Origin of the sequence: Streptomyces sp. AC558_RSS880 (assembly GCF_019049255.1) — a bacterium.
GTDB lineage: Bacteria > Actinomycetota > Actinomycetes > Streptomycetales > Streptomycetaceae > Streptomyces.
The window spans coordinates 65,383-82,398 of the sequence record NZ_JAGMUJ010000023.1; the positions used below are offsets into that span (position 1 = coordinate 65,383).

A 17,016-nucleotide genomic window follows, 5' to 3' on the forward strand; every position below is an offset into this window, starting at 1 on the left:
CCGTGAGTTTCTCAGGCAAAACACAGGTTGCCGAAAGGGTGCTCTCAGAGGCCCCGGACATCGTGTGCGGTATGACCACGATCTCGCCCCAGGGGCGCACCGAACTGCTGAGGCCGGACGGGAGCCCCGTCCGCGTGCTTGTGGTGGACGACGAGCAGTCGATCACCGAACTGCTGTCCATGGCCCTGCGGTACGAAGGCTGGCAGATCCGCAGCGCGGGGGACGGCCAGGGGGCCCTCCGCACCGCACGCGAGTTCCGGCCCGACGCCGTCGTCCTGGACATGATGCTGCCGGACATGGACGGGCTGGCCATCCTCGGCCGGCTGCGCCGCGAGCTGCCGGACGTGCCCGTGCTGTTCCTCACCGCCAAGGACGCCGTCGAGGACCGTATCGCCGGACTGACCGCCGGCGGGGACGACTACGTCACCAAGCCGTTCAGCCTGGAGGAGGTCGTCGCCCGGCTGCGCGGACTGATCCGCCGCTCCGGAGCGGCCGACCGCCGCTCCGAGTCGATGCTGGTCGTCGGCGACCTCACCCTCGACGAGGACAGCCACGAGGTCACCCGCGGCGGCGACCACATCCACCTCACCGCCACCGAGTTCGAGCTGCTGCGCTTCCTCATGCGCAATCCGCGGCGCGTGCTCAGCAAGGCCCAGATCCTCGACCGGGTCTGGTCGTACGACTTCGGCGGGCAGGCGAACGTCGTCGAGCTGTACATCTCGTACCTGCGCCGGAAGATCGACGCGGGCCGGGAGCCGATGATCCACACCCGGCGCGGCGCCGGCTACATGATCAAGCCCGCGGTCTCGTGAGCGGACGGCGACGGCCGCGTCCGCAGCGACGGGCGCGCACCCCGCGCACCCTGCGGACGCGGCTCGTCGTCGCGTCCGTGGTGCTGATCGCGGTGGTGTGCGCGGTGATCGGTTCCGTGACCACGCTGGCGCTGCGGTCCCATCTGTACGAGCAGCTCGACGGGCAGCTGCACGAGGTCGCGGCACGCGCCTCGGGCGCCTTCGGACCACCGGGACAAGGCGGTGACGGGGACGGCCGGGATCCCAAGCCGATCGATCTCACCGACTTCGTCGCCCACGGCCCGCAGCCGCCTTACACCATCGCGGCGAAGGTCGAGAACGGCACCGTCACGGAGGCCCTGTACGGGAAGAAGTCCAAGGACGACTTCTCGATGAGCGCCAAGTCGCTGGACGCGGCCCAGACCTCCGTGCTCGACTCCGTCGCCCGGGACGACGCCGAACACACGGTGGACATCCCCGGCCTCGGGAGTTACCGCGTCGCCTACCAGGCAGGCCCCAACGGCGCCTTCTACGTCGCCGTCCCCACGGCGGACGTCGACAACACCATCAACACCCTGATCCTCGTCGAGATCAGCGTCACCGCCGCCGGGCTCATCGCCGCCTCCCTGGCCGGAGCCGTCATCGTCGGCGTCGCCACCCGCCCCCTGCGCAAGGTCGCCGCCACCGCCACCCGCGTCTCCGAACTGCCCCTGCACACCGGCGAGGTGAACCTCGAGGAGCGCGTCCCCGAGTCCGAGTGCGACCCGCACACCGAGGTCGGCCGGGTCGGCGCCGCGCTCAACCGGATGCTCGACCACATCCACGGGGCGCTGCACGCCCGGCAGGAGAGCGAGACCCGGGTACGGCAGTTCGTCGCGGACGCCAGCCACGAGCTGCGTACGCCGCTGGCCTCCATCCGGGGCTACGCCGAACTCACCCGGCGTGGCCGGGAACAGGTCGGCCCCGACACCCGGCACGCGCTCGGGCGGATCGAGTCCGAGGCGAGCCGGATGACCCTGCTCGTCGAGGACCTGCTGCTGCTCGCCCGCCTGGACGCCGGCCGGCCCCTGCAGTTGGAGGAGACCGACCTCGTCCCGCTCGTCGTGGACACCGTCAGCGACGCCCGTGCCGCCGGCCAGGACCACGTCTGGCGCCTGGAGTTGCCCGACGAGCCCGCCCCGGTGTGCGCCGACGCCGCCCGGCTCCAGCAGGTCCTCGTCAACCTGCTCGGCAACGCCCGCAACCACACCCCGCCGGGCACCACCGTCACCGCGCGGGTGCGCCGCAACGGGCACTGGCTCTGCGTGGACGTGGTGGACGACGGGCCGGGCATCGCGCCCCATCTGCTCCCGCACGTCTTCGAACGGTTCGCGCGCGGCGACTCCGCGCGCACCCGCGCCACCGGCTCGACCGGGCTGGGCCTGGCCATCGTGCAGGCCGTGGCGACCGCGCACGGCGGTGCCGTGACCGTCGACAGCGTGCCCGGACGGACCGCGTTCACGCTCCATCTCCCCGCCGTGGAACCGCGGTTGGCGCCCGAGCCGTACTCACAGCCACGGCACAGCCTCACCACATGGGCACGACAGGGCGCCTGAGCAGAGTCGGTCCCATGCGAACCGATTCTTCTCCCGGCACCCTGCCGGCGCGGGAGCACCTCCCGGCCGCCGGAGCGGGCACGCCGGTCCTGGACGTAGTGATCCCCGTCTACAACGAGGAGAAGGACCTCAAGCCGTGCGTCCGCGGACTGCACGAGCACCTGACCCGCACCTTCCCCTACGCCTTCCGCATCACGATCGCCGACAACGCCTCCACGGACGGCACCCCGCACGTGGCGGGCCGGCTGGCGGAACGGTTCCCGGAGGTACGGTCGGTGCGCCTGGAGCAGAAGGGACGCGGCCGGGCGCTGCGGACCGTCTGGTCCGCCTCGGACGCCCCCGTCCTCGCCTACATGGACGTGGACCTGTCCACCGACCTCAACGCGCTGCTGCCGCTGGTCGCCCCGCTGATCTCCGGCCACTCCGACCTCGCCATCGGCTCCCGGCTGAGCCGCAGCTCACGCGTGGTGCGGGGGGCCAAGCGGGAGTTCATCAGCCGCTCGTACAACCTGATCCTGCGCGGCTCGCTGCAGGCCCGCTTCTCCGACGCGCAGTGCGGGTTCAAGGCGATCCGCCGTGACGTGGCCCAGGTGCTGCTGCCCCTGGTGGAGGACAGCGGCTGGTTCTTCGACACCGAGCTGCTGGTCCTCTCCGAGCGTGCGGGCCTGCGCATCCACGAGGTGCCGGTCGACTGGGTCGACGACCCCGACTCCACCGTGCACATCGTGAAGACGGCGACCGACGACCTCAAGGGCGTCTGGCGGGTCGGCAGGGCGCTGGCCACCGGCTCGCTGCCGCTGGACCGGCTCACCCGGCCCTTCGGCGACGACCCGCGCGACCGGACCATCGAGGACGTACCGCAGGGGCTGGCCCGCCAACTGGTCGGCTTCTGCGTCGTCGGCGTCCTGTCCACCCTCTTCTACCTGCTGCTCTACAGCGGCTTCCGGACCTTCACCGGCTCCCAGGTCGCCAACGGACTCGCCCTGCTGGTCTCGGCGGTCGCCAACACCGCCGCCAATCGACGGCTCACCTTCGGCGTGCGGGGGAGCGGCGGGGCCGTACGGCACCAGGCGCAGGGCCTGGTCGTCTTCGGCATCGGCCTCGCCCTGACCAGCGGCTCGCTCGCCGCGCTCAACGCCGCGGCCGGCGACCCCGCCCACTCCACCGAGCTGGCGGTGCTCATCGCGGCGAACCTCGCGGCGACCGTGCTGCGGTTCCTGCTCTTCCGCGCGTGGGTCTTCCCGGACCGTGACCGGCCCCCCGGGACCACCGCCCCTTCCCGGCAGGACGTCACCCCCGACTGGCAGAACTCCCCCGCCGCCCCCGCCTGGCAGAACTTCTCCGCCGCCCCCGCCTGGCAGGACGCGACCCTGCCGCTCCAGCCGGTCCGTTCGCCGCTCCCCACCCGCCCGTCCCGGCCTTCCGACTCCGAACCGAGGGACTTCCGATGACCACGCAGTACGACCAGACGAGTCCCCCGGCGGACCCCGCCGCCTGGGGACCCCCGGAGGAGGCCCGGCACGCGGCCCCCGGTACGGGCGAACCCCGCGGGCCCCTCGCCCGCAGAGTGTGGCGCGGCCGGCCCGAGGACCCCCGCTGGGTACGCCCCGCCTTCCTCGGCCTGCTGCTGGCGACCGGACTGCTGTACCTCTACGACCTGAGCGCCTCCGGATACGCCAACTCCTTCTACTCGGCGGCCGTCCAGGCGGGCAGCGAGTCCTGGAAGGCGTTCTTCTTCGGCTCGCTGGACGCGGCGAACGCCATCACCGTGGACAAGCCCCCGGCCTCGCTGTGGCCGATGGAGCTGTCGGTCCGGATCTTCGGCCTGAACTCCTGGGCGATCCTGGTGCCCGAGGTGCTCATGGGCGTCGGCACGGTCGCCGTCGTGTACGCGGCCGTACGCCGCCGCTTCGGCCCGGCGGCCGGTCTGATCGCGGGCGCGGTCCTCGCGCTCACCCCGGTCGCGGCGCTGATGTTCCGGTTCAACAACCCGGACGCGCTGCTGGCGCTGCTGATGTCCGTCGCCTGCTGCCTCGTCGTCCGCGCCCTGGAGGACGGCCGGACGAAGTGGCTGGTGTGGGCCGGGGCCGCGATCGGTTTCGCGTTCCTCGCCAAGACCCTCCAGGCCTTCCTGATCCTCCCGGCCCTCGCGCTGGTCTACGGCGTCTGCGCGCCCGTGCGACTGAGGAAGCGGCTGGGGCAACTGGCCCTGGCGACCCTGGCGCTGGTCGTCTCCGGCGGCTGGTGGGTGGCCGTCGTCGAACTGTGGCCGACGTCGTCGCGCCCGTACGTCGGCGGCTCGCAGAACAACAGCTTCCTGGAGCTGACCTTCGGCTACAACGGTCTCGGCCGGCTCAACGGCGAGGAGACCGGCAGCGTCGGTGGCGGTGGCGCGGGCGGCGGTGGACAGTGGGGTGAGACCGGCTGGGACCGGATGTTCAACTCCGAGATCGGCGGCCAGATCTCCTGGCTGCTGCCCGCCGCGCTGATCCTGCTCGTCGCCGGCCTGGTCCTCACCCGGAAGGCCGCGCGGACCGACCTCGCCCGCGCCTCGTTCCTGGTGTGGGGCGGTTCGCTGCTGATGACCATGGTCGTCTTCAGCTTCATGGCCGGCATCTTCCACCAGTACTACACGGTGGCCCTCGCCCCGTACCTGGCGGCCGTGGCCGGCATGGGCGCGGCGGCCCTGTGGGAGAAGCGGCGGGCGCCGTGGGCGTCGCTCGCCCTGGCGGCGGCCGTCACGGCCACGGCCGCCTGGGGGTACGTGCTGCTCAACCGCACGCCCGACTACCTGCCGTGGCTGAAGTGGCTGGTCCTGGTCGGCGGGCTGGTCGCGGCCCTCGGGCTGGTCTTCGCGGGCAGGGTGGGGCGCCGGGTGGCGCTCGCGGCGGCGGGGCTGGGCCTGGTGGCCGCGCTGGCCGGTCCGACGGCGTACACGCTGAGCACCGTGCAGGAGGGACACACCGGTTCGATCGTCACCGCCGGTCCGGCCGGGGCGAGCATGGGCGGCGGTCCCGGCGGGGGCGGCCGGGGCGGTGGCTTCCCCGGCGGGGGCGGCCCCGGCGGGCAGAACCAGCAGGGTGGCCAGGGCCAGACCCCGCCCGGCGCGGGCGGCGACGGGACCGGCGGCTTCCCCGGCGGCGGACCCATGGGCCAGGACGGGCAGAACGGGCAGAACGGGCAGGGTGCCCCGCGGAACGGCACCGGCGACAGCGCCGAGGGCGGTGTGCCCGGCGGTGGCACGGGGGGCGGCATGGGCGGCCTGCTCGGCGGCGCGGACGTCGACTCCGAGGCGAAGGAACTGCTGGAGGCCGACGCCGGCGACTACACCTGGGCCGCCGCGGCCGTCGGCGCCCAGAACGCCGCGAGCCACCAGCTGGCCACCGGTGAGCCCGTGATGGCGATCGGCGGCTTCAACGGCACCGACCCGTCCCCGACGCTCGCGCGGTTCAAGGAGTACGTGGCCGAAGGGAAGATCCACTACTTCGTCGCCGGCGGCGGCATGGGCGGCGGCATGGGTGGCGACTCCGGCAGCTCCGCGCAGATCTCCACCTGGGTGCAGGAGAACTTCGAGGAGGTGACGGCCGGCTCGGCCACCTTCTACGACCTCACGCGGAAGACGACCGACGGCTGACGGTCCCCCGGTGCGGGACGAGGGCGGTGACATGCCATGTCACCGCCCTCGCCTACTCCCCCTCGACCAGCCGCGCCGGGAAACCGCCGGTCGCCACCGGGCCCCAGCGCTCCGGAGTGATCCGGATGATCGACTTGCCCTGCTTGACCATGGCGGCGCGGTACTCGTCCCAGTCCGGGTGCTCGCCGGCGATGTTCCGGTAGTACTCCACCAGCGGCTCCACGGACTCGGGCGAGTCCACCACCTCGGCGGTGCCGTCGATCTGGACCCACGGCCCGTTCCACTCGTCGCTCAGGACGATCAGGCTCACCCGGCTGTCCCGCTTGGCGTTGCGGGTCTTGGCGCGCTCGGGGTACGTGGAGACCACGATCCGGCCCGAGTCGTCGACCCCGCAGGTCAGCGGCGAGCCCTGAGGGCCGCCGTCGGCCCGCCGGGTCAGCAGGATCGCCCGGTGCCGGGGCCGTACGAAGTCCAGCAGTTCGTCGAGGGAGACGCGGGTGTTCGTCGCGATGTTGGGTGCCATGGCGTCAGCCTAGGCCGCCAAGGCTTCCGGGAGGTTGTCGTACACGGGGACGTCGCGGCGCAGGCCGGTCAGTTCCAGCACGCGGCTCGCCACGCTGTCCGGGCGGGCCACCACGTACACGCGGGTGCCGGGGCGCAGCAGCCGGCGTACGTCGTTGATGAGGCGGACGCCCTGGGAGTCCATGAAGAGGGTCCCGGTGAGGTCGAGGACCAGGATCCGGGGCCGCCGGCCGTCACCGGTGCGCGCCCTGGAGAGGATGGTGTCGAGGAGGTCCCCGGCGTTGGAGAAGTCGATCTCCGGGGGGAACCGGAGCAGCGCGTGCTCGGACGCGTCGCGCGGCTCGGAGGGGTTCGGCAGGAAGGTCACGGCATTCACCTGGCAGACACGAGTCGTCCGGGATTCCGGTGAGGCCACTTCCTGACCCGTCCGCCCATTGCACCACGCCGGAGGGCGCCGGTGGAAGCGGGCCGGGGAGGTGATCGGTCCGGGCGCCGGTACCGCAGGTCCGGACGTCACCTCATCGCAACCGAACAGATAGAGTTCTGTGCGTCCTGTGCTCGCAGTCGGGAATGTGCTGCGGAGCTCTCCTGCGCACAGCCGTGAGGCCGTGCATGCCGAAGAGGTTCGTGGTGGTTACGTCCCGGTTTTCTGATTTGCCCCGTTTCCCGGCCGGATTGGAGCTGGCGGAAGCCCTCACGGCGGCGGCACGGCAACTCCACGAGACGTCCACCCCGGAGAGCACCCTGGACACGGCCGTCCGTCTCGCGGTCGACCTCGTGCCCGGTGCCGACCACGCGGGCATCTCCGTCATCGGGCGGGACAACCGGCGCTCCACGCTCGCCTGGACCGACGACGTCGTGCGCACCGCCGAGGAGGACGGCGACCCCGGGGCCGGGCCCCAGCCGTACTGGCACCGCCTGTGGAACACCCCCGTGGCCGAGGTCGAGGACAGCGAGAACGACGAGGGCGACGACGCGCTCTCCGGACTGGGCCTGCGTTCCGTGCTGTCGCTGCGGCTGCGGGCCGACCGCCGCCGGCTGACCGTGCTCACCGCCTACGCCCGCAAGCCGCGCGCCTTCGACGAGACCGCGCTGCGGATCGGCCGGCTGTTCACCGCGCACGTCGGCATCGCCCTCGACTCCGCCACCGTGCGCGAGCAGCTCACCGAGGCCATGCGCACCCGGGACCTGATCGGCCAGGCCACCGGCATCCTCATGGAGCGCCTGGACATCGACGCGGCCGGCGCCTTCGACAGCCTGGTGCGGGCCTCGCAGCGGGAGAACGTCAAACTGCGCGACCTCGCCCGCCGCATCGTCGACCCGTCCGGCGCCCCCTGACGGGGCCTCACGCGGCCGGGAGCGACGCCCCCTGGACGGCCTGGACGTCCAGTTCCACCCGGAGGGTCGTGCCGATGGCCGCGATGCCGGCCTGGACGACCTGGTTGTAGTTCATCGCGAAGTCCTCACGCCGCAGTTCGGCCGTGGCGCGGAAGGCCGCCCGGGTGCCGCCCCAGGGGTCCGCCCCGGTGCCGAGGTAGGCCAGGTCCAGGTCGACGGGGCGCACGACGCCGCGCATGGCCAGCTCGCCGTGGACCGTCCAGCGGTCGGAGCCCGCCCCGGTCAGACCGGTGGACCGGTAGGTGATCTCGGGGTACCGCTCGACGTCCAGGAAGTCCGCGGAGCGCAGATGGGCGTCGCGCATCCCGTTGCCGGTGTCGATGGACGCCGCCCGGATCACCGCCTCCACGCGGGACCCGGCGACGTCGTCCGGCGCGATTTCCACCAGGGCCGCGAACTCGGTGAACCGGCCCCGCACGCTGGAGATGCCCAGGTGCTGGGCGACGGCCGCCACGCTCGAGTGCGCCGGGTCCACGGTCCACGGCCCCGGCGGCGGCAGCTCGGTGCCGCCCTGCCGGGCCAGCGTCACCGTCCCGACCTCGGCCCGCCCGCTCGCGGTGACGATCGCGCTGGCGGCGGCGGGCGCGTATCCGACCGCGGTGACGACGACGGTGTACGCCCCCGGCGCCAGCGCGGTGGTGTCCCGGACGGCGCCCTCGGCGTCCGCCCCGGCGCGCAGCACCTGCGTACCGGTCCCGTCGGTCACCGTGACGACCGCGTGCGACACGGCCCATCCGTCCCGGGTACGGATCCTCGCGGTCAGTGACATCCCGTTCTCTCCCTGCACACACGTACTGCACACACGTACAAAATGGTCGGATGGGACCGGCCCGCGGCGGGGGCGCGTCTCCGCTACAGGACGCGCCCGCCCGCCACGGGCCGGGGTTTCGCTACTCGCCCGGGTGGGCGAGCTCGATGTCGTGGCCGTCGACACCGGTGCCGGTGACCGTCAGCGCGGTCGCCACCGGCGGATAGCCCGTGGCGATGACGGTGTACTCGCCGCCGTCCAGATCGGCGAAGGCGTACGCCCCGTCCGCGCCGGTCGTCGCCGTGCCGGCCACGTTGCCCGCCGCGTCGACCAGGGTGACCCGGGCGTCGGCCAGCGGCCCGTGCGGGGCGCGGACCACGCCCCGCACCTGCGCGCCGGTCTCCAGGTCGACCTCGACCCGGGTGACGCCGGTGCCGCCCACCTCGACGGGCAGGGCGCGCGGCCGGTACCCGGCGGCGTTCACCGCCACGGTCACCGCGCCCGGCACCAGCTCGGCGAACGAGAACTCGCCCTGCTCACCGGTGCTCCCGGTGGCCAGCAGATCCCCGCGCACATCGGTGACGATCACCATCGCGTCGCGCACCGGCAGCCCGGTGCCGGCGGTGCGGACCAGTCCGGTCAGCCCGCTGGTGCCGCTGAGCAGGATGTCGTAGGCGAGCGGTTCTCCGTTCACCACGACCGTGGACGCCTGCGGCTGGTGGCCGTCGGCGGCGGCGATCAGGACGTACGACCCGGACCCGGGCGCGTCCACCGCGTACGCGCCGTCGGCCTGCGCCACCGACCGGCCCAGCTGACGCCCGCCCAGCGAGATCAGCGTGACGGCGGCCTGCGGCACGGGCGCGCTGTCGGCGCCGCGCACGACACCGCGTACCGGGATGCCGCCGGAGGCGGGTGCCCCCGGCTCACCGGAGCCGGCCGCCGTGGCGACGGCGGCGAGCCGCCGCGTGGCCGAGGTGCCCGGGGGCGCCGGCGCCACGGCCGCCACCGCGCCGGCCGGAACCGGCTCGCCGGCGACGCGGGCGGCTTCGGCGGGGGCCGGTGCCGCCGACGGGGCGGTCTCGGCCGCGGCCTCCGCGGCCTGGGCCAGCGCGCCGGAGGTCCGCAGCGGGACCTCCTTGATGAACAGCGTCACCAGGAAGGCGAGCAGGGCGACCGGCGCGACGTACAGGAAGATGTCGGCGATGCCGTGCCCGTAGGCGCTCTCCAGCCAGGTGCGGATGGACGGGGGCAGCAGGTCCATGTCGGGGATCGTGCCGCTGCCGGAGGCCTGGGCGGCCGCCGCCTGCTCCTGCGGGCTGAGCTGCCCGATGGTGTCCTGGGCGTAGCCGCTGATCCGGCTGGACATGACCGAGCCGAGCACGGAGACGCCCACCGCGCCGCCGAGGGACCGGAAGAAGGTCACGACGGAGGAGGCCGCGCCCAGGTCGCCCGGGGCCACCTGGTTCTGCGTGCACAGGACCAGGTTCTGCATCATCATGCCGACGCCGAGACCCATGAGCGCCATGAAGACGCCGATGTGCCAGTACGGGGTGTCGTAGCGCATGGTGCCCAGCAGGCCCAGGCCCGCCGTCAGCAGGACGCCGCCGACCAGCAGCCAGCTCTTCCACTTTCCGGTCTTGGTGATGACGATGCCGGAGACCGTGGACGATATGAACAGGCCGCCGATCATCGGGATGGTCATGACGCCCGACATCGTCGGGGACTTGTCCCGGGCCAGCTGGAAGTACTGGCTGAAGTAGACGGTGCCCGCGAACATCGCGATGCCGACGAACAGCGAGGCCAGCGAGGCCAGGGTGATGGTGCGGTTCTTGAACAGGCGCAGCGGGATGATCGGCTCGCTGGCCTTCGACTCGACGAACAGGAAGACCAGCGTCAGGACGAGCGCGCCGCCGACCATGACGCCGGTCTGCCAGGACATCCAGGAGTACTTGTCGTCGGCGAAGGTGACCCAGACGAGCAGCAGGCAGACGGCCGCGGTGACGAAGAAGGCGCCGGCCCAGTCGACCTTGACCTTCCGCTTGACCACGGGCAGGTTCAGCGTCTTCTGCAGCACGATCAGCGCGATGACCGCGAAGGGCACGCCGACGTAGAGGCACCAGCGCCAGCCGAGCCAGCTGGTGTCGGTGATCACGCCGCCGAGCAGCGGGCCGCCGACGGTCGCGACGGCGAAGGTAGCGCCCAGGTAGCCGGAGTAACGCCCGCGCTCACGCGGGGAGATCATCGCGGCCATGATGATCTGCGCCAGGGCGGACAGACCGCCGCCGCCGAGGCCCTGGATGGCACGGGCGGTGATCAGCATCGCCGGGTTCTGCGCCAGACCGGCCACGACGGAGCCGATGACGAAGACGACCAGTGCTGACTGGACCAGGACCTTCTTGCTGGTCAGGTCGGCGAGCTTGCCCCACAGGGGGGTGGAGGCGGTCATCGTCAGCAGCGAGGCGGTGACGACCCAGGTGTAGGCGCTCTGGCCGCCGCCGAGGTCGGAGACGATCTCAGGCAGGGCGTTGGTGACGATGGTCGACGACAGGATGGCGCAGAACATGCCGAGCAGCAGCCCGGACAGCGCTTCCATGATCTGCCGGTGCGTCATCGGAGCGTCTGCGGAGGAGCCTCCCCCGTGCTTGGCATGAGCCCGCACACCGTTCGGTGTGGTCGTTGCCATGGACTTCCTTCTCTTATGCGCTTGCGGGTGTACGGGTGGTCCGTTCGGGAGCGGGAGGTGCCGGGCGGGGTGCCGCCCGGCAGTCGCCGAAGCTGTCCCTGAGCCGGGCCATCAGCTGGGCGAGCCGGCCGACCTCGTCGTCGGACCAGTCGTCCAGGCGCTCCGCGAGGAGCTGGGTGGTCCGCCGGAACAGCTCGTCGAGCCGGCTCCGGCCGGCGGGGGTGAGGCGCAGGATGCGGGACCGTTTGTCGGCGGGGTCGGCGGAGCGTTCGAGCCAGCCGCGCTCGGCCAGGTGCGCGACGTGCCGGCTGGTGACCGACATGTCCACGGAGAGCAGCTCGGCGAGCTTGCTCATGCGCATGTCGCCGTGGCGGCCGAGCAGCGTCAGCACGGCGGCGGAGCCGCTGGGGCAGTCGGCCGGCATGATCCGGTTCATTTCCCGCTTGACGGCGCCGAAGGCGCTGAACTGTCGCACCAGTTCCTCGTACTGCGCCTGCTCGGCCATGACACCTCCCGTTTTGATTGCTTAGGGCAACGATAGGAATGAGTGGTTGCTACAGGCAAGTAAAAAGGGGGTTCCTGGCCAAAAAACTTGGCAAAGGCAAGTAATCGCGAAAGTAAACCCGCAGGTCCGGGCTTCCGCCGCCTCGCCCGCGCCGTCCGTCATCCCCCTTGCCCATGCCCCCGCTTGGGCGCCTCACCGGGCATTCGCTAGGGTCTCGGGGCATGGCTAACACCCAGGGCCCGCAGGGCAACCACGACCCCGCCGGCAGCACCCAGATGTTCCGCGCGTTCGTCGACGAGGAACCCCAGGGCCGGCAGGCCGCCGCGACCGGCGGCGGTCCGCGGATCGGTCTGATCGTCGGCATCGTCGTCGCCGTGGCGGTCGTCGCCGCGGTGGCCTGGCTCGCGCTGAAGTAGCCGGAAACGCGGCGGCCGCCGTTGCGCCCGTGCTGGGCGCCCCGGCGGCCACGAATCCGCTTCCGCGTACGGAGCGCCCCGCCGGCGCCCCGCGCTGTGCCGTGCCTCAGTCCGCGATGAGGCCCTCCCGCAGCTGGGCGAGCGTCCGGGTGAGCAGCCGCGAGACGTGCATCTGGGAGATGCCGACCTCCTCGCCGATCTGCGACTGGGTCATGTTGGCGAAGAAGCGCAGCATGATGATCCGCCGCTCCCGGGGCGGCAGCTTGGCCAGCAGCGGCTTGAGCGACTCCCGGTACTCCACGCCCTCCAGCGCCGTGTCCTCGTAGCCGAGGCGGTCCGCGAGCGAGCCCTCGCCGCCGTCGTCCTCGGGGGCGGGGGAGTCCAGCGAGGACGCCGTGTACGCGTTGCCGACCGCGAGGCCGTCGACGACGTCCTCCTCCGACACGCCCAGCACGGCGGCGAGTTCGGTGACCGTCGGGGAGCGGTCCAGCTTCTGGGAGAGCTCGTCGCTGGCCTTCGTCAGCGCCAGCCGCAGCTCCTGCAGCCGGCGCGGCACCCGCACCGACCACGACGTGTCGCGGAAGAACCGCTTGATCTCGCCGACCACCGTCGGCATCGCGAACGTCGGGAACTCCACGCCCCGTTCGCAGTCGAAGCGGTCGATCGCCTTGATCAGCCCGATGGTGCCGACCTGGACGATGTCCTCCATCGGCTCGTTGCGCGAGCGGAACCGCGCCGCCGCGTACCGCACCAGCGGCAGGTTGAGCTCGATCAGGGTGTCCCGGACGTAGGCGCGCTCCGGGCTGTCCTCGTCCAGTGCGGCGAGCCGCAGGAACAGGGAGCGGGACAGGGTGCGGGTGTCGAGGGCCGCCGTGTCCGGAAGTTCCGGAGCGGGTACGGCCGCGAGGGCCGGTCCTTCGTCGATGGGACCGAGTGCGTCGAGAGCATGGGGAGCTGTCTCGCTCTCCGCGAGCGTGAGCACCTTCGAGCTGCCCTGTTCTGCGGACATGCCACCCCCTTTGGGTCGCGGGACGGTCGCGGCGGACGCTCCCCGATCGAGGAACGCAGCCATCACCTGGAATACCGGCGCCGGGGCTCCGGCAAACGCGCTTCCCGCAGAATGTCACATGTCGGCAACGCGCTGTAGTGACATGTCGACATCCGGGAAGTGAATCAGCCCTGGAAACAAGGGGTCTGACAGCCTTTCGGGTCAGAAAAGCGCAGAACAACCCTGTTGGGTGATTCGCTCTTCCCGGTTACGCCTCGATCCTGTTTGCGGATCGCAGCCGCTGGAAGCTACGGGCCAGTAGGCGGGACACGTGCATCTGCGAGACACCGAGTTCCGCACTGATCTGCGACTGGGTGAGATTGCTGTAGTAACGCAGCAGCAGGATGCGCTGCTCCCGCTCGGGCAGCTGGACGAGCAGGTGCCGGACGAGGTCGCGGTGCTCGACGCCGTCCAGGGCGGGATCCTCGTACCCCAGCCGGTCCAGCAGTCCGGGCATCCCGTCGCCCTCCTGCGCGGCCTCCAGCGAGGTGGCGTGGTACGACCGTCCGGCCTCGATGCAGGACAGCACCTCCTCCTCGGTGATGCGCAGCCGCTGGGCGATCTCGGCGGTCGACGGGGAGCGCCCGTGGGCGGTCGTCAGGTCCTCGGTCGCGCTGTTGACCTGCACCCACAGCTCGTGCAGCCGGCGCGGTACGTGGACGGTGCGGACGTTGTCCCGGAAGTACCGCTTGATCTCGCCGACCACCGTCGGCATCGCGAACGTCGGGAACTGCACGCCCCGGTCCGGGTCGAAGCGGTCGATGGCGTTGATCAGTCCGATGGTGCCGACCTGGACGACGTCCTCCATCGGCTCGTTGCGGGAGCGGAAGCGGGCGGCGGCGTAGCGCACCAGGGGCAGGTTGGCCTCGATGAGCGCGGCGCGCACGCGGGCGTGTTCCGGCATGCCCGGCTGCAGCTCCTTGAGCTGGCCGAAGAGCAGCTGTGTCAGGGCCCGGGTGTCGGCGCCACGACGCTTGGCGGGGCTCACCGGCCGGTCGGCGGCCGCGGACGGGTCGGTGGCGGACGGGTGGGCCGCGGACGGGTCTGGGGCGGACGGGTCTGAGGCGGACTGGGCGGAGGCCGGGGCCTGGACCGCGTCGGGGGACACCTCGTCCTGGGGCGGCGCAGTACTGGCCGACACGGTCAACGCCACCTCTTCATCGCTCACATCGTCCGTCAACTCATCCGTCAAAAGCGGTCATAGCATCACAAGACTGACTCACCGTGCGCAAGCACCGCATATTCCGTGTTGAGTGACAGAAGCGGGCGTATGGAACAGCAAAACCCCCCGCCGTCATGGCGGGGGGTTCCAGGGGCCGGAGTGTCAGAACTCGTAGTCGGCGATCACCCACGTGGCGAACTCGCGCCACAGTCCGACACCCGCCTGGTGCTCCGGGTGCTCCACGTACCGGCGCAGCGCCTCCGCGTCCTCGAACGCCGAGTTGATGGCGAAGTCGTAGGCGATGGGGCGGTCGCTGATGTTCCAGGCGCACTCCCAGAAGCGGATCTCCGGGATCCTGCCGTCGAGCGAACGGAAGGCCTCCACGCCCTCCACGACCCTCGGGTCGTCGCGCTCGACGCCCTCGTTCAGCCTGAAGAGCACCAGGTGGCGGATCATCACTTTCCTCCGTTGGCCAGCCAGGTCATGAAGTCGCCGACGGCCTTCGCGGCGTCCGATATGCCCTCGAACCCTATCTGGACGTAGTCGGCCGCCTTGGCCGGGTCCGTGATGATCAGATACAGCACGAAGACCACAAGGACGTAGACGGCGATCTTCTTCGCGTTCACCGCCATCGCGGCCCCCCTGTCACTGGTGTCACATCAGCATCGAGCGGGCCCATGATCGCACGAAGGGCCCCGTCTGACGACGGGGCCCTTCACCAGCGGTAGCGGAGGGATTTGAACCCTCGGTGACTTGCGCCACACTCGCTTTCGAGGCGAGCTCCTTCGGCCGCTCGGACACGCTACCGAGGGAGACCTTACAGCAAGGTGGGGCGTGGTTTGAAATCGGTATTCACCGGTTCCGGAAGAACTCCGTGAGCAGCCGGGCGCACTCGTCGGCGAGTACGCCCTCGATCACTTCGGGGCGGTGGTTGAGCCGCCGGTCGCGGACGAGGTCCCACAGAGAGCCGGCCGCGCCCGCCTTCTCGTCCCGGGCGCCGTAGACCACCCGGTCCACCCGTGACTGCTGGACCGCTCCCGCGCACATCGTGCACGGCTCCAGCGTCACCACCAGGGTGCAGCCGGACAGCCGCCACTCCCCGAGCCGTGCGGCGGCCCGCCGGACGGCGAGGACCTCCGCGTGGGCCGTGGGATCGCCGGCGGCCTCGCGCTCGTTGTGGGCGGCGGCCAGCACGGTGGTGCCGTCCGGGGCCAGCACGACGGCGCCGACGGGGACGTCCCCGCCCCGGACGGCCCGTCCTGCCTCGTCCAGGGCGAGCCGCATCGCGGGCCGCCAGGGGTCGCGTACCGGGTCCGGCGGTTCCGGTGTGTTCGGCACGGTCAGCGGACGGTCTCCAGGACCTCCGAGGCGCCCAGGGCCTCGGCGATCTCGGTGACGGCGTCCTCGGTCATCGAACGCAACTCCTTCTCGCTCACGCCCAGGTCCTCCAGGACCTGCGCGTCACCGACCGGTCCGTGCGGCACGGCTTCGGAGGGGCCGGCGGACGCGGCGCCGTCGTCGGCGTCGACGTCCTCGTCGTCCGGTTCACCGTCCTCCGTGCCGTCGAGGTCGAGGGCGTCCAGGTCGGCGCCGTCGTCCCCGGGTTCCCGGCCGAGCAGCTCGTCGGTGAGCAGGATCTCGCCGTAGCTGCTGCGGGAGGCGGCTGCGGCGTCGGAGACGTAGACCCGAGGATCCTCCTCGCCGTCCACGCGGACGACGCCGAACCAGCCGTCCTCCTGCTCGATCAGCACGAGCACCGTGTCCTCGTCGGGAGAGGCCTCCCGGGCCAGGTCGGCCAGATCCGACAGGGTTTCCACATCGTCGAGCTCCGTGTCGCTCGCTTCCCACCCGTCTTCGGTGCGCGCGAGCAGTGCGGCGAAGTACACCGTGACTCTCCCACTGGTCATAGGCGTGCCGGTTGGGGGTCCCCCCGGCGGAGGTGTTGCGGGCGGGGGGACGGTTCTCCGAGCCCCACCCACTCGGAATCGTGGCAGAAACAAGGCCGTCAGGGGACGTCTTCGGCTCCCTGTGTCCGGCATTTTGATCGCAGTCCGCCGAGTGCGCCCACGAAGGACTCACCAGCGCACTCCTTGTCGCCACGTGCGGATCGTACGCGGACTCACGGGCCTTCCCCGCACGGGCACTTCGGCAAACGCGTGCGCGTGGCGCGATCTTCCCGCGGCCGGACGGGATTTTCCCGCGGCCGGACGGGGTCTTCCCCGGTGCCGCCTACCAGCGGAAGGTGCGCATGCGCATCGCGTGGCGCAGCCGGGCGGCCTTGGCGCGGCGCGGCTGGACCCGGTCGCGCAGTTCCCGGGCCTCGGCGAGTTCGCGCAGGAACCGGGCGCGGCGGCGCCGCCGCTCGGCCTCCGTCTCCGTCGGATCGGGTGCCCCGCGCGGTGACGGATCATCTCGGTCGTCCTGCTCAGGCATCGGTTCACCACCCCAGTCCGTCCCTCCCACCTTCCCCCGGGCGAGCGGTTTGACGCCAGCGGACGAGTGACGGGCGCACGG

Annotated in this window: 18 protein-coding genes and 1 tRNA gene; 6 read left to right on the plus strand and 13 right to left on the minus strand. The window is 71.8% G+C overall.

Annotated features, from left to right (window positions below; all coding sequences use genetic code 11):
- The first annotated feature begins 71 nt into the window (after positions 1–71).
- From KUM38_RS09180 to KUM38_RS09195, 4 genes are read left to right on the plus strand one after another with little or no spacing between them, the layout of a single operon-like run.
- Complete coding sequence (locus KUM38_RS09180) at positions 72–812, plus strand: response regulator transcription factor (RefSeq protein WP_217128801.1); 741 nt, start codon at positions 72–74, stop codon at positions 810–812.
- Complete coding sequence (locus KUM38_RS09185; protein ID WP_217128802.1) at positions 809–2,386, plus strand: HAMP domain-containing sensor histidine kinase; 1,578 nt, start codon at positions 809–811, stop codon at positions 2,384–2,386. The genes KUM38_RS09180 and KUM38_RS09185 overlap by 4 nt, the downstream gene beginning before the upstream one ends.
- Positions 2,387–2,400: 14 nt before the next feature.
- Complete coding sequence (locus KUM38_RS09190; RefSeq protein ID WP_217128803.1) at positions 2,401–3,837, plus strand: bifunctional glycosyltransferase family 2/GtrA family protein; 1,437 nt, start codon at positions 2,401–2,403, stop codon at positions 3,835–3,837.
- Positions 3,834–6,020 carry a glycosyltransferase family 39 protein gene (locus KUM38_RS09195; RefSeq protein ID WP_217128804.1) on the plus strand — a complete coding sequence of 729 codons (2,187 nt, stop codon included), beginning with the start codon at positions 3,834–3,836 and terminating at the stop codon, positions 6,018–6,020. The genes KUM38_RS09190 and KUM38_RS09195 overlap by 4 nt, the downstream gene beginning before the upstream one ends.
- A 52-nt stretch (positions 6,021–6,072) precedes the next feature.
- Here the strand turns inward: KUM38_RS09195 and KUM38_RS09200 are convergent, their stop codons facing one another.
- The gene (locus tag KUM38_RS09200; RefSeq protein ID WP_030857277.1) at positions 6,073–6,543 is read right to left on the minus strand and encodes a PPOX class F420-dependent oxidoreductase; all 471 of its coding nucleotides are present in this window, start codon (positions 6,541–6,543) and stop codon (positions 6,073–6,075) included.
- Positions 6,544–6,552: 9 nt separating this feature from the next.
- A complete protein-coding gene (locus KUM38_RS09205) occupies positions 6,553–6,909 on the minus strand; it encodes an STAS domain-containing protein (protein WP_308408933.1) in 357 nt (118 codons plus the stop codon).
- Positions 6,910–7,154: 245 nt separating this feature from the next.
- Between KUM38_RS09205 and KUM38_RS09210 the strand changes: the two genes are divergently transcribed.
- Complete coding sequence (locus KUM38_RS09210; protein WP_217128806.1) at positions 7,155–7,880, plus strand: ANTAR domain-containing protein; 726 nt, start codon at positions 7,155–7,157, stop codon at positions 7,878–7,880.
- 7 nt (positions 7,881–7,887) lie between these two features.
- Here KUM38_RS09210 and KUM38_RS09215 read toward each other — a convergent pair whose 3' ends face one another.
- The 3 genes from KUM38_RS09215 to KUM38_RS09225 form a co-directional block, all read right to left on the minus strand.
- Entirely contained in the window at positions 7,888–8,709 is an 822-nt protein-coding gene (locus KUM38_RS09215; RefSeq protein ID WP_217128807.1) for a YceI family protein, read from the minus strand.
- A 121-nt stretch (positions 8,710–8,830) separates the two neighbouring features.
- Positions 8,831–11,371, minus strand: coding sequence for an MFS transporter (locus KUM38_RS09220; RefSeq protein ID WP_217128808.1), 2,541 nt, complete (start codon positions 11,369–11,371; stop codon positions 8,831–8,833).
- Between the two features lie 13 nt (positions 11,372–11,384).
- Positions 11,385–11,876 (minus strand): MarR family winged helix-turn-helix transcriptional regulator, encoded by a 492-nt coding sequence (locus tag KUM38_RS09225; protein WP_217128809.1) that lies wholly within the window; start codon positions 11,874–11,876, stop codon positions 11,385–11,387.
- A 221-nt stretch (positions 11,877–12,097) separates the two neighbouring features.
- Between KUM38_RS09225 and KUM38_RS09230 the strand changes: the two genes are divergently transcribed.
- Complete coding sequence (locus tag KUM38_RS09230) at positions 12,098–12,292, plus strand: hypothetical protein (RefSeq protein WP_217128810.1); 195 nt, start codon at positions 12,098–12,100, stop codon at positions 12,290–12,292.
- A gap of 106 nt (positions 12,293–12,398) precedes the next feature.
- Here the strand turns inward: KUM38_RS09230 and KUM38_RS09235 are convergent, their stop codons facing one another.
- The 8 genes from KUM38_RS09235 to KUM38_RS09270 form a co-directional block, all read right to left on the minus strand.
- Positions 12,399–13,301 (minus strand): RNA polymerase sigma factor SigF, encoded by a 903-nt coding sequence (locus KUM38_RS09235; protein ID WP_217128811.1) that lies wholly within the window; start codon positions 13,299–13,301, stop codon positions 12,399–12,401.
- Positions 13,302–13,548: 247 nt separating this feature from the next.
- On the minus strand, positions 13,549–14,487 hold the full coding sequence (locus KUM38_RS09240; protein ID WP_254396920.1) for an RNA polymerase sigma factor SigF: 939 nt from the start codon (positions 14,485–14,487) through the stop codon (positions 13,549–13,551).
- Positions 14,488–14,664: 177 nt separating this feature from the next.
- Positions 14,665–14,958 carry a Dabb family protein gene (locus KUM38_RS09245; RefSeq protein WP_217128812.1) on the minus strand — a complete coding sequence of 98 codons (294 nt, stop codon included), beginning with the start codon at positions 14,956–14,958 and terminating at the stop codon, positions 14,665–14,667.
- Positions 14,958–15,134, minus strand: coding sequence for a hypothetical protein (locus KUM38_RS09250; RefSeq protein ID WP_217128813.1), 177 nt, complete (start codon positions 15,132–15,134; stop codon positions 14,958–14,960). Before KUM38_RS09250 ends, KUM38_RS09245 begins: the two co-directional genes overlap by 1 nt.
- A gap of 90 nt (positions 15,135–15,224) precedes the next feature.
- A tRNA-Ser gene (locus KUM38_RS09255) sits at positions 15,225–15,309 on the minus strand.
- A gap of 45 nt (positions 15,310–15,354) precedes the next feature.
- On the minus strand, positions 15,355–15,786 hold the full coding sequence (tadA, locus tag KUM38_RS09260; protein ID WP_254396921.1) for a tRNA adenosine(34) deaminase TadA: 432 nt from the start codon (positions 15,784–15,786) through the stop codon (positions 15,355–15,357).
- A gap of 56 nt (positions 15,787–15,842) precedes the next feature.
- Positions 15,843–16,388: a hypothetical protein gene (locus KUM38_RS09265; RefSeq protein ID WP_217128830.1), complete on the minus strand. Its 546-nt coding sequence runs from the start codon at positions 16,386–16,388 to the stop codon at positions 15,843–15,845.
- Positions 16,389–16,731: 343 nt separating this feature from the next.
- Positions 16,732–16,935, minus strand: a complete 204-nt coding sequence (locus tag KUM38_RS09270) for a hypothetical protein (protein WP_217128815.1) — start codon at positions 16,933–16,935, stop codon at positions 16,732–16,734.
- Between the last annotated feature and the right edge of the window lie 81 nt (positions 16,936–17,016).